Annotated in this window: 10 protein-coding genes; 5 read left to right on the top strand and 5 right to left on the bottom strand. The window is 74.6% G+C overall.

Features of this window, described 5'->3' with window-relative positions; all coding sequences use genetic code 11:
* Positions 1 to 27 precede the first annotated feature (27 nt).
* Both BCAV_RS01300 and BCAV_RS01295 read right to left on the bottom strand, forming a co-directional pair.
* Positions 28 to 927, bottom strand: coding sequence for a hypothetical protein (locus BCAV_RS01300; protein WP_012725304.1), 900 nt, complete (start codon positions 925 to 927; stop codon positions 28 to 30).
* Positions 924 to 1,808, bottom strand: coding sequence for a hypothetical protein (locus tag BCAV_RS01295; protein ID WP_012725303.1), 885 nt, complete (start codon positions 1,806 to 1,808; stop codon positions 924 to 926). The genes BCAV_RS01300 and BCAV_RS01295 overlap by 4 nt, the downstream gene beginning before the upstream one ends.
* Positions 1,809 to 1,900: 92 nt before the next feature.
* On the opposite strand from BCAV_RS01295, the gene BCAV_RS01290 reads away from it, so the two are divergent.
* From BCAV_RS01290 to BCAV_RS01280, 3 genes are read left to right on the top strand one after another with little or no spacing between them, the layout of a single operon-like run.
* A complete protein-coding gene (locus tag BCAV_RS01290; protein WP_222836667.1) occupies positions 1,901 to 2,464 on the top strand; it encodes a TetR/AcrR family transcriptional regulator in 564 nt (187 codons plus the stop codon).
* Positions 2,457 to 3,176 (top strand): ABC transporter ATP-binding protein, encoded by a 720-nt coding sequence (locus BCAV_RS01285; protein ID WP_012725301.1) that lies wholly within the window; start codon positions 2,457 to 2,459, stop codon positions 3,174 to 3,176. Before BCAV_RS01290 ends, BCAV_RS01285 begins: the two co-directional genes overlap by 8 nt.
* A complete protein-coding gene (locus tag BCAV_RS01280; RefSeq protein ID WP_012725300.1) occupies positions 3,173 to 3,937 on the top strand; it encodes an ABC transporter permease in 765 nt (254 codons plus the stop codon). Before BCAV_RS01285 ends, BCAV_RS01280 begins: the two co-directional genes overlap by 4 nt.
* Positions 3,938 to 4,048: 111 nt before the next feature.
* Here the strand turns inward: BCAV_RS01280 and BCAV_RS01275 are convergent, their stop codons facing one another.
* The 3 genes from BCAV_RS01275 to BCAV_RS01265 form a co-directional block, all read right to left on the bottom strand.
* On the bottom strand, positions 4,049 to 5,131 hold the full coding sequence (locus BCAV_RS01275) for a VIT1/CCC1 transporter family protein (protein WP_012725299.1): 1,083 nt from the start codon (positions 5,129 to 5,131) through the stop codon (positions 4,049 to 4,051).
* Positions 5,132 to 5,309: 178 nt separating this feature from the next.
* Positions 5,310 to 6,545 (bottom strand): APC family permease, encoded by a 1,236-nt coding sequence (locus BCAV_RS01270; RefSeq protein WP_012725298.1) that lies wholly within the window; start codon positions 6,543 to 6,545, stop codon positions 5,310 to 5,312.
* Between the two features lie 18 nt (positions 6,546 to 6,563).
* On the bottom strand, positions 6,564 to 7,103 hold the full coding sequence (locus tag BCAV_RS01265) for an AAA family ATPase (protein ID WP_012725297.1): 540 nt from the start codon (positions 7,101 to 7,103) through the stop codon (positions 6,564 to 6,566).
* 227 nt (positions 7,104 to 7,330) lie between these two features.
* Here BCAV_RS01265 and BCAV_RS01260 point away from each other — a divergent pair, with 227 nt between their 5' ends.
* Both BCAV_RS01260 and BCAV_RS01255 read left to right on the top strand, forming a co-directional pair.
* On the top strand, positions 7,331 to 8,194 hold the full coding sequence (locus BCAV_RS01260) for an alpha/beta fold hydrolase (protein ID WP_012725296.1): 864 nt from the start codon (positions 7,331 to 7,333) through the stop codon (positions 8,192 to 8,194).
* 61 nt (positions 8,195 to 8,255) lie between these two features.
* Positions 8,256 to 12,308, top strand: a complete 4,053-nt coding sequence (locus BCAV_RS01255; RefSeq protein WP_012725295.1) for a TM0106 family RecB-like putative nuclease — start codon at positions 8,256 to 8,258, stop codon at positions 12,306 to 12,308.
* The last annotated feature ends 85 nt before the right edge of the window (positions 12,309 to 12,393 follow it).

The following is a 12,393-nucleotide window of genomic DNA, read 5'->3' as shown; positions in this document are numbered from 1 at the left end:
CGGCCGCCCTGGGCGCCGGCACCTGCGTCAGGTGCAGGCCGACTCTCCGGGCGCCAGCACGTTGATCGAGACGTACCCTCCGTTCGGCGTGAAGTCGTGGTCGGCACCTTCCGCCTCGACCAGAGCCGCAGCATCGGCGCCGGTGAGCTCGCCGCAGTCGCCGATCTCGACGATCTCCGCGAGCGGGGTCTCGAGCGGCCAGTCGACCTGGTCGGCGTCGTCGGCGTAGGCGTGGACCTCCACGTGGTCGACCCGCACCGCCCCGAGCGCTGTCGCGTTCACGTGCACGACCTCGGCCAGCGCGACCATGAGCTCCCGCGCGCGACGCTGCTCGCGGTCGACGCCCTCGGTCCCGTGCTCCTCGCCGAGCGCGTACGCGGACGCCACGACCGGCTCGCCGTCGGGCGGCCGGTACTCCAGCTCGGATGTGCCCTGGTCGGTGATCGTCGGCGCTCCCAGCTCGCCGCCGAGCCGCTCCACCAGACCGGCGAGCTCGTCGCCGTACTCCTCCAGCTGGTCCAGAGCGCACCGGGGGAGGGCACCGGCATAGGCGCCCTCGTCGAGGTCGCTCTGCGGGACCGGCGCCACGGCGAGCGCCGGCGCGGCTGCGGCCACGGCACCGTCGGGCGCATCGACCGCCGCGGCGTCCGCGTCCGCCTCCGGCAGCCCGACCAGGAACACCGCCCCGTCGGTGTACACGACGTACCGCGGCGGCCCGCCGGGGATCAGGAAGCCGGCGCGCAGGAGGATCTCGGCGTCGCCCGGATCCCCCGCTCCTGGTGCCGGCTCCGTCCCGCACACCGTGACGGGGCCGATCGGATCGCCCGGCGCGATCAGGCTGCAGGCGGGCAGGCCGACGACGGCGAGCGCCGCCGTCGTCATCGCAGCGCCGATCCGAGCGGCGCGGGCCGCCGGACGCCGGGTCATGAGCAGGCCGGCTCGCCGGGTGCGAGGACGTTGAGCGAGAGGTAGCCGCCGTTCGCCGTGAAGGTGTGCCCGGTGCTCTCCGCCTCGATCAGGTCGGCCGCCTCCTGCCCGGACACCGCGCCGCAGCCGCTCTCGCCGATGATCTCGTCCAACGGGGTGTCGATCGGCCAGTCGATCTCGGGGGCCGACCCCGAGGTGAAGGAATGCACCTCCAGCCGTACGACGGTCGTCGGTTCCAGTGCCGTCGCGTTCACCTGCACGAGGTCACCCAGGGCGGTCATGAGCTCGCGTGCGCGGCGCTGCTCGCGGTTCACACCGTCGAGATCGTCGTGCCCGAGCGCGTAGGCGGAGGCAACGATCACCTCGCCGTCGGAGGAGCGGTACTCGAGCCACGGCGACCCGCTGTCCGTGATCATCGGCTGGCCGAGATCGCCGCCGAGGCGCTCGACCATGCCGGCGAGGTCATCGCCCTGCTCGACGAGCTGGTCGAGCGCACACTCCGGGAGCGCGCCGGCGTAAGCCGTCTCGGAGACGTCGGTCTGCGGCACGGGTGCCATCGCCGGGACGGGCGCGACGACGGCGTGGGCACCGCCCGCGTCCCCGGCCGCGTCGCCGTCGAGCTCGGGCGCCCCGACGAGGAACACGGATCCGTCGGTGTACACCACGTAGCGCGGCGGGCCACCCGGGACGAGGAACCCGGCACGCAGGAGGATCTCGGCGTCGCCGGGCTCACCGGCCGTCGGCGCAGGGTCCGTGCTGCACACGGTGACCGGGCCGACCGGCTCCTCCGGGGCGAGCAGGCTGCAGGCAGGCAGGCCGACGACGGCGAGCGCCGCGAGCAGGACCGCCGCGCTGCGCCCTCGGGTTCGTGGTGGCCGCATGCGGGGATTGTGTCGCCGACGCCGCGGATCCCGCACCCGCATCGATGGGGAGAGGTCCCCGGGCTCGGATGTTAGTGACTAACATTGGGTGCGTGACCACGTCCATGACCCGCCGGCTCCGCACCCGCGAGGCGCTCCAACGCAGCGCTCTCGACCTGTTCGAGCGCCAGGGCTACGACGCCACGAGCGTCGCCCAGATCGCCGTCGACGCCGGCGTCACACCCATGACGTTCTTCCGCCACTTCGCCGCCAAGGAGAACGTGCTGCTGGACGACCCGTACGACCCGGCGATCGCCGACGCCGTCGCCGCAGAACCGCTGTCACTCCCTCCCCTGGTCCGCGCCGTCCGGGGTCTCCGGCGGGCGTGGGCCCATGTCCCCGAACCCGAGGACGAGCACACCCGGCGGCGCGTGCGCATCGTCGCCGCCACGCCGTCGCTCCGGGGCGCCGTCTCGCGCAACAACGCCGAGACGGAGCGGGTGATCGCCGACGGCCTGCTCGCCGGCGGCGCCGAACCCCTCGCGGCCCAGGTAGCGGCCGCCGCCGTCATCGCGGCGCTGACCGCCGCGCTGTACGCCTGGGCCAGCGCCGACGGTCGCAGCCTCGCCGACGCCGTCACCATCGCCCTCGACACGTTGGAGCACGCCGATGGCTGACCTCCCACTCCAGGTGCGCGACCTCGTGCGCACGTTCCCGGGCGGGGCTGGGCTCCACGGGATCGATCTCGACGTCGCACCGGGGTCCGTACATGCCCTCGTCGGCCTGAACGGAGCCGGGAAGACGACGCTCATGAAGGCCGTCCTCGGCATGCTGCGCCCGACATCGGGAACGGTCCGGGTCTTCGGCGCCGACGCGGCGGCGGCCCGGTGGGACGCCGTCGGGCATGTTGTGGCGGGCGCCGCGACGTACGCCGAGCTCACCCTCCGCTCGAACCTGCTCGCGGCAGCGCGGTGGCACGGCCTGGCCGGCGCCCGCGCGGGGGACGCCGTCGACCGGCTGCTCGACGAGCTGGACCTCGCCCGGTACGCGCGGGTGCGCACGAGCCGGCTCTCCGACGGGAACAGGCAACGACTCGCTCTCGCCGGGGCGCTCGTGCACGACCCCGCCCTCGTGGTGCTCGACGAGCCGACGAACACGCTCGACCCGTCCGGCGTCGTCCTCCTGCGCGAGACGCTCCTGCGCCGGGTGGCGGTCGGCGCGGCCGTGCTCGTCTCGAGCCATCACCTCGACGAGGTGGCGCGGATCGCCGACAGGATCACGGTCATCAACCGCGGACGCGTCGTCGGCGCGCTCGACCCGCGCGGTCTCGACATCGAGCGGGAGTTCTTCGCCATCGTGCACGACGACGACCAGCGAGCCTCGCGATGAAGGCGCGCCGTCTCGGCGCCGCGGTCGCCGTCGAGCTGCGCAAGGCAGCGGCGTCGCGCGTGCCACTCGCGACGGCCGCGCTCGTCACGCTGGGCACGGCGGCCCTCGTCACGAGCCTCTCGCTGGCCGCCGACGCCGGGAACCAGCAGGTGCTCGCGCAGCTCGGCGACCTGGCCGGCGCCCATGGCTGGGCACGCACCACCGGCGTGGCCGCGCAGATCGTCTCAGCGGGTGGAGCACTCGCGCTCGGGATCGTGCTCAGCTGGCTCGTCGGACGCGAGTTCGCCGACCGGACAGTCGGCGCACTCTTCGCCCTGCCCGTCCCCCGCGCGAGCACCGCCCTCGCGAAGCTCGTCGTGCACGCCGCCTTCACCGTGGGGCTCGCGGTCGCCACACCCGCCGCGCTCGCCGTCGTCGGCCTCGCGATCGGCGACGGTGTTCCCGACGCGGGTGCCTGGCAGGACCTCGGGCGACTCGCGGCGCTCATCCTCCTGACCGGCGCGGTGGTCGTCCCGGCCGGATGGGTCGCGACCCTCGGGCGCGGCCTGCTGTCCGGCGTCGCCGCCACGATCGGGATCGTGGTCGTGGCGCAGGTCGCCGTCGTGGCCGGCACGGGCGCGTGGTTCCCGTTCGCCGCACCGGCCCTGTGGGCGATGGGGATGACGACGGCGGTGGCGCCTCTCGGAGTGACCCTCGCTGTGGCCGCGGTGTTCGCCGCCCTCACGATGCGGTCGTGGCGACGCCTCCAGCTCGATCGCTGACGGACCGGGCGGGGAGCTTCACACACCCTGGAATCCGATGTCCGACGCCGACCGTGTCATGCGGGTCCCGAACGGCCGGTACGGGACCCTCGAGACACGGTGGGCAGGTGATCAGCCGAGGGTGGTGCCGAAGAGCAGGCCGAGCAGATACGTCGCGGCCGCGGCGCCGAACCCGATGGCCAGCTGCCGCACGGCTCGGCGCAGGGGCGACGCGCCCGAGAGGATCCCGACCGACGCACCGGTGGCGAGCAACGCCACGCCGACCATGCCCGCGGCGACGGCGACGGCGGCCACTCCGCTCATCCCGAACGCGTAGGGCAGCACAGGGATCAGGGCGCCCGAGGCGAAGAAGCAGAAGCTGGAGAAGGCGGCACCCCACGGGCTGCCGATCTCCGCGAAGTCGCGGCCGCGGCGGTGGCTGTCGGAGCGCTCGCCCGGGCGGTACTCGCGGATCGTGCGCTCGGCGTGAGCGGCGGCGTCGTCGGCCGACTCCCCGCGCGCCCGGTACACGAGCGCGAGCTCGTTCGCACCCAGGTCGAGGTGCGGGATCGCCTGACGGGCGAGCGGGTCCGGCGTCGACGCCTCGAGCAGCTCGCGCTGGCTGCTCACCGACACGAACTCCCCCGCACCCATCGAGAGCGCACCGGCGAGCAGCCCGGCGACGCCGGTGAACAGGACGACCGTCGGGTCGACCCCGGTGGCGCCGATGCCGAGGACGAGCGCGAGGTTGGAGACGAGTCCGTCGTTGGCGCCGAACACGGCGGCACGGAACGTGCCGGACAGCTTGGCGCGACCCCGCGCGGCCAAAGACCGCACGACCTCCTCGTGGATGCGCTCGTCGGCGATCATCTGCGGTGTGGCGTCACGCTCCTGGGCGTACACGGCGCGGGCCTCGGCCCGTTGCGCGAGCGCCAGCACGAACACGGAGCCGAACCGGCGGGCCAGCCAACCGAGGGCGCGGGTGCGGGCGGTGCCGCGCACGGGCTTCCCGACGTCGTCGCCGAGCAGCTCGCGCCAGTGCCGCTCGTGCCGCTTCTCCGCATCCGCGAGCGCGAGCAGGATCTCGCGCTCCTCGCCGTCGCGCTTGGCCGCGAGGTCCCGGTACACGGCGGCCTCCGCCTGCTCCTCGGCGAGGTACCGACGCCAACGGCGCAGGTCACGGGCGTCCGGATGGCGGGCGACTGGGGTGCTCACGCCGCCATGATGACAAGCGATCGCTGCTGCGCCAATGTGTCGGGTCGCCCAAACTCCGGGATCGGGCGGCCGCATCGTGGACGTCGGCTGGCCGGGTCGCCGGCTGGCCGGCTCACCGGCCGCCCGGGTGCGGCCAGGCGTGGGTGCGCCCGTGGGGCGCTCGCCCGCCGCGAGGAGCTCAGGCGGCCGCGCGCCGCCGTCGGGCGCCGAGCACGTACGCGAGCACCCCGAGCGCGAGCACGCCCACCCCGGCGAGCACCGCCGTCGTCGGCAGCGTGAACGCGAGCACGAGGCAACCGCCGAGACCGACCGCCGACACCACCCGCGGCGGCCCACCCTCGGCCCGCCGCAGGGTCCACGCCGACGCGTTCGCGATCGCGTAGTACACGAGCACCCCGAACGAGGAGAACCCGATCGCCGCGCGCACGTCCATCAGCGCGGCGACGACGGCGACGACTCCGCCCACCGCCAGCTCCGCGTGCCGCGGGACGCCGGAGGGGTGGACGACGGCGAGCGGCGCCGGGAGGTGCCGGTCGCGCGCCATCGCGAGCGTGGTGCGCGAGACGCCGAGGATGAGCGCGAGCAACGCACCCAGGGCCGCGAGCGCCGCCGCGACCCGCACCACCGGAGCCAGCCCACCCGCTCCGGCCACCTGCACCGCCTCGACGAGCGGCGCCGTCGCCCGCGCCAGGCCGCCGGATCCGAGGACGCGGAGCAGCGCCACCGCCACCAGCGCGTACAGCCCGAGCGCCACGAGGAGCGCGACGGCGATCGCCCGCGGGATCGCGCGGCTCGGGTCGCGCACCTCCTCGCCGAGCGTCGCGATCCGGGCGTAGCCGGCGAACGCGAAGAACAGCAGGCCGGCGGCTTGGAGGACGCCGAGCGGGCCGGTGGCGCCGTCGTCGGACACCGGTACCGCACCGGCAGGGTTGAGCAGGCTCACCGCGACGACGGCGAGCAGCACGGCGACGACGACGGCCACGGCCGCGCGCGTCACCCGCGCCGACCGTTGCACGCCCGCGAAGTTCAGCGCCGTCAGCGCCACCACCGCGGCCACCGCCACCAGGTACTCCTGTCCCGGCCACACGTACAGGCCGACCGTCACGGCCATCGCCGCGCACGACGCCGTCTTCCCGACGACGAACGACCACCCGGCCACGTATCCCCAGAACGGGCCGAGGCGCTCCCGGCCGTACACGTACGTCCCGCCCGCCTCCGGGTAGCGGGCCGCGAGCCGGGCGGACGACGTCGCGTTCGCGTACGCCACCACTGCCGCCGCCGCGAGCGCGAGCAGCAGCGCGTCGCCCGCCGCCTCGGCCGCCGGAGCGAACACGACGAAGACGCCCGCGCCGATCATGGCGGCGAGGCCGACGACGACGGCGTCCGTCGTCGTGAGCGTCCGGCGCAGGTTCACAGGGCCAGCATGGCGGTGCTACGTCACCTCGGCGTCGGCGAGGTGGCCGAGGACGTGCTCGACCGTCCGTTCCACGCTCCAGCCGGTGGTGTCCACCTGGAGCCCGAGCGGCGTGGCGCGGGCGAGCTCGGCGAAGTCGGTCGGATCCCAGCCGCCGTACCCGGTCTTGTCGCGTGCGACGTCGCGCTCGGTCAGCGCCTCCGGGCTCGGCACGAGGACGACGGCGTAGCGCGGCCGCGTCGTCAGGCGCTCCAGGAATCGGGCGAGGTCGTCGCCGAGCAGGATGTCCTGCACGACGGCGACGAACCCGGCCTCGGCGTAGGTGTCGGCGACGCGGGCGGCGAGGTCGTGGCGGAGGTGGAGCTGGGCGGTGGCCTCGTCGCTGAGCGGCGGTTCGGGCTCGGCGCGGCCGGAGACCACGAACCGTCGGAACACGTCGCCGCGGACGTGCGCGGCTCGCGGGAGCCGCTCGGCGAGCCCTTGCGCGACCGTCGACTTGCCGGCAGCCATCGCGCCGGTCACGACGACGACGGGGGGCGGTTCGGGGAGGGAGATCACCCGGGCGACGCTACCGGCCCTGCCCTGCCCTGCGCCCCCCTCCGCGAACCTCGTACCTCCCGTCGAGCTTCGCACCCTGGGGTGCGAAGCTCGACGGGAGGTGCGAGGTTCGGCGGGGCGCAGCACGGCACACTGTCGATCGTTGCCGCTCCCGTTCGACCTAGGGATGCGCCGGCGTCGGCGCGCCCGCGCACCACCGGTGCACCACGAGACACAGGAGAACACCCATGACCGAGCCCGCGACCCACACCCTGGACGTGCCCGGCGCCGTCCTGACCTACGACGTCCGCGAACCGGCGACGTCGAGCGGTGCTCCGCCCCTGTTCGCCCTCGGATCACCGATGGCGGCCGGCGACTTCGCGACGCTCGCGAACCTGCTCGACGACCGCGTCGTCATCACGTACGACCCGCGCGGCATGGAGCGCAGCACCCGCACCGAGGGCGGCCCCGTCACGCCGGAGACCCACGCGGACGACTACCACCGCGTGGTCGAGGCGGTCGGGCTCGGCCAGGTGGACGTGTTCGCCTCGAGCGGTGGAGCGCTCAACGCGCTGGCCTGGGTCGCGGCGCATCCCGGCGACCTCCGCACGCTCGTCGCCCACGAGCCGCCGCTGACGTCGCTGCTCGAGGACAGCGAGACGGTCGCCCGCGTCCAGGCCGACATCGTCGAGACGTACGAGCGGGACGGCTACGGCCCCGCCATGGCGAAGTTCATCCAGCTCGTGTCGTACACGGGGCCGCTCCCGGACGACTACCTGGACCAGTCGGCGCCGGACCCGGCGATGTTCGGCCTGCCGACCGAGGACGACGGCTCGCGGGACGACCTGCTGATGGCCAACATGAGGACGCTGCCCGAGTTCGTGCCAGAAGCTGACGCGCTGCGTGAGTCCGGCGTGCGGATCGTCCCCGCCACCGGGAGCGAGGGCGAGGGCACCGTGGCGCGCCGGGGCGGCGAGGCGCTGGCGGCCCTGCTCGGCCTGCGGGCCGCGCAGTTCCCGGGCGGTCACGGTGGGTTCGTGGTGAACGCGTGGTCACCGGACAACGACCCGACGCCGTTCGCGGCGCGGCTGCGGGAGGTCCTCGCCGGCTGAGCGCCTGCGCGGAGATGTCGGAGGCCGGGGATACGTTCTCTTCAGATCCCTCGGAGGCCCCGTGTTCCTGCTCGACGACCGCTTCATCTACTCGCCCACGGACATCGCGCGTGCCGAGTGCCCGTATGCCGCGCTGTGCGTGGCGGACGAGAAGCTCGGGCTCGCGGAGCCGCTCGTCGTCGAGGACGCGATGCTGGAGCGTGCCGCACGGCTGGGCGATGCGCACGAGGCCCGGGTGCTGGCCGCGTACCGGGCGCGGTTCGGCTCGTTCGACCCGGCCCAGCGTCGGGGGGTCGCGGAGATCGGCGACGACGTCGAGCGGTCCGGCGCGGAGTTCCGCGCCTCACTCCCGCGCGCCCGGGAGGAGACGCTCGCCGCGATCGCCGGCGGCGCCGACGTCGTCTTCCAGGCGACCTTCTTCGACGGCCGGTTCTACGGGCGCGCCGACTTCCTGCTCAAGACGCAGGACGACAGTCGCGAGGCGACGTACGCCGTCGTCGACACGAAGCTCACCGAGAAGGTCCGCACGCACGCGCTGCTGCAGATGGCCGCGTACGCCGACCAGCTCCTGGCGGAGGGCGTGCAGGTCGAACCGACGATGAGCCTGCACCACGGGAGCGGGGAGCGCACGCAGCACGACCTGGCCGACGTGCTCGAGGTGTACCGGCACGAGCGCCGGCTCCTCGAGGCTCTGCTGGACGCCCACCACGCGCGGGGTGTGCCGGCGTCGTGGCTCGAGTGGCGGGGTGACGTGGATCCGCCCGAGCTTGCGGCGCTCGGGCTGGACGCGCTCTCGCGCCGTGCGTGCGGGCGGTGCGACTACTGCGCGCGGGAGGTCGAGCGGCATCGCGACACGCGGCTGATCTCCGGCATCCGCGCGGCGCAGCGTGCGCGCCTGCAGGAGGTCGGGATCTTCACGCTGGACGAGCTGGCGGGCAGCTCCGGGCCGGTGCTGGGCACGTCCGACGCCGTGCTGGCGCGGCTGCGTCGGCAGGCCGCGATGCAGGTCGGGCAGCTCGAGCGGATGGCCGACGCCGAGGCGGCCGGGCTGCTCGTCGTCGACGGCGCGCGCGTCGAGGCGCCCGACGGCGCTCAGGCGCCCGAGCGGGCTCTGTTCCTCCCGCTGGTGCGGGCCGAGGTGGTGGACGCCGCAGCCCTGCGGGCGCTCCCCGAGCCCGACGCCGGGGACATCTACTTCGACTTCGAGGGCGACCCGATGTGGACGACCTCGGGCGCGATGGAAGGGGGCCTCGAGTACCTCTTCGGCCTCATCGAGGAGCCGGTCACGGGCGGTCACCCCGCGCACGCCCTGGACCGCGCCCCGGAGGGCTCCGGTGAACGGTACGTCGCCTTCTGGGCGCACGACCGTGCGGAGGAGAAGCAGGCACTCGTCGACTTCCTCGCCTACGTCGCCCAGCGCCGGGCGCAGCATCCCGGGATGCACGTCTACCACTACGCGAACTACGAGAAGACGGCGCTGCGGCGCCTCGCCGAGCGGCACCTGGTCGGGGCGGACGAGGTCGAGGAGCTGATCACCTCCGGCGTCCTCGTGGACCTGTACCCCATCGTGAAGAACAGCGCGGTGGTGTCGCAGGGGTCGTACTCGATCAAGAAGCTCGAGCCGCTGTACATGGGTGCCGAGCTGCGCGACTCCGGCGGCGTGACCTCCGGCGGGGACTCGGTCATCCAGTACGCGAGCGCCACGCTCCTGCGCGCCGACGGCGACGAGCCCGGCTTCGCCGAGATCATGGAGAGCATCGCCGACTACAACCGGTACGACTGCGTCTCGACCCGGCGGCTCACGCTGTGGCTCCGCGAGCGGGCGGCCGAGCACGGGGTGCTGCTCGGCGCCGGGATGCCGGACGTCGCCATGCTGGCCGAGCAGGTCGCGCAGGTCGCGGCGGAGCAGGGTGCGGCGGACTCGGACTCGTCGGGTACCGATGTGGTGCCCGACGCGGCGGGCCAGGCGCCGGGAGCGGACCGCGCGGCGCCGACGACGGCACCGCCCGCACCGACGCCCGGTGCCGCCGGACCGCCGGCACCTCCCGCCGGACCCGGTGGCGTCGAGCCCACCCCTGCCGCGCCGGAACCCGGTACGGCCGAGCCCGACCCCGAACGGATCCTCACGGATCGGCTCCTCGCCGCCGCGGGGCCGGACCGTGACGCGCGGAGCGCCGATGCCCAGGCGTACGCGCTGCTCGCCGCAGCGCTGGACTACCACCGGCGGGAGGAGCTCCCGTTCTGGATCGAGCACTACGGGCGGCTCGCCGACCCGATCGAGTGGTGGTCGGACGCGCGCGAGGTCATGGTCGCGGACGCGGTCGAGGTCGTGACCGACTGGACGCCGAGGGCGTCGGGGAAGGGATCCGAGCGCGTCCTGAAGATGATCGGGCTGCTCGGGTCCGGGAGCTCGGTGGACGCCGGCGCGGAGGTGTTCCTCGTGTACGCGCCGCCACTCCCGGCGGGGATGGTCGCCCCGGACGGCTGCGTCCGCGCGACGACGTACGCCCGTGTGGTCGAACGGGGCATCTCCGACGACGGCGCCGCCGACGTCCTGGTCGTGACCGAGGGAGCGGGTCGCGGCGCGGGCGAGACTCCGGCCGTGCCCATGGCCGTCGCGCCCGGTGCCCCGCCGCCCGCACGCGGCATCAAGGCGGCGATCACGCGGCTCGCGGAGAACGTCGTCGAGACGCTGCCCGCGGCGCCCGAGCAGCCCTGGCCGCCGAGCGCCGACGACGCAGCCCCCCGCCCGGTGCCGGACCCGCCGCGCCTCCCGGCGCAGCCGGGCCTCGACGTGCTGGCGCGGCGAGAGCCACGACTCGTCGGCACGACGTCGCTCCCGGTCGTGGCCGACGAGGACTACGTCACCGCCATCACCGCAGCGACGGCGGCGCTGGATCGCTCCGCGCTCGCGGTGCAGGGACCGCCCGGAACGGGCAAGACGTACGTGGGCGCGCGCGTCGTCGGACGCCTCGTGCGCGAGCTCGGCTGGCGCGTGGGCGTCGTCGCGCAGTCGCACGCCGTGGTGGAGCACTTCCTCGACGAGGTCGTGGCAGCAGGGCTCGAACCGTGGCGCGTGGGCAAGGCCCCGCAGCGTCCGAGGGACGCAAGCGGCGGCGACGACGCGTCCCCCGCGCGCTCCTCGTGGACCGAGCTCGCGCGCGGCGGCTACGCGGACTTCCTCCGCGACGGCATCGAGGGCGGCTGCGTCATCGGTGGCACGGCGTGGGACTTCACGAACCGGTCCCGGGTGGAGGCGGAGGGCCTGGATCTCCTGGTCGTCGACGAGGCCGGCCAGTTCTCGCTCGCGAACACCGTGGCGACGTCGACCGCAGCTCGACGCCTGCTGCTGCTGGGCGACCCTCAGCAGCTGGCGCAGGTGAGCCAGGGCGACCACGCCGAGCCGATCGACTCCTCCTCGCTCGCGTGGATCTCCGGTGGCGCCGAGGCGTTGCCCCCCACCCACGGATACTTCATCGAGCGCACGTGGCGCCTGCACCCGGCGTTGTGCGAACGCGTCTCGGCGTTGTCCTACGCGGGAGCCCTGCTGCCGCAGGCCGAGGTCACGGCTCGCCGCCACCTCGACGGGCTGCCGCCCGGGGTCCACCTGCGGACGCTGCGGCACCGCGGGAACGCGACGTCGTCGCAGGAGGAGGCCGACGAGGTCGTCGCGCAGGTCCGGTCGCTGCTGGGTCGCACATGGACCGATCCGCAGTTCTTCCCGGCGTCCCGGGCGCTCAGCCAGGCCGACGTGCTCGTCGTGGCCGCCTACAACGCGCAGGTCGCGCTCGTCCGCACCACGCTCGACGCCGTCGGGCTGGTCGACGTGCGGGTCGGCACCGTCGACAAGTTCCAGGGCCAGGAGGCCGCCGTCGTGCTCGTGACGCTCGCCGCGTCGAGCTCGCGGGAGATTCCCCGCGGGGTGGGCTTCCTGCTCAACCGGAACCGGCTCAACGTGGCGATCTCGCGCGGCCAGTGGGCCGCCGTCGTCATCCGGTCCGCCGGCCTGACTGACGCCATCCCGTCGAACGCGCGGGCGCTCGCCGACCTCGGGGCGTTCCTCGACCTGTGCGCGCGCTCGCTCGAGCTCGAGGAGGCTGGCGCACCCGCCTGACGACCGCCCCGCGCGGATACGTCGGAGCGGGTTCCGCCGCGCGGCCCGAGTGCTGGTCGGCTCGGCGTCGCAGCGCCGCCCCGGC

Source organism: Beutenbergia cavernae DSM 12333 (assembly GCF_000023105.1).
Taxonomy (GTDB): domain Bacteria; phylum Actinomycetota; class Actinomycetes; order Actinomycetales; family Beutenbergiaceae; genus Beutenbergia; species Beutenbergia cavernae.
Note: the sequence above shows the minus strand (reverse complement) of the source record. Positions and strands in the feature narration are given on the sequence as shown.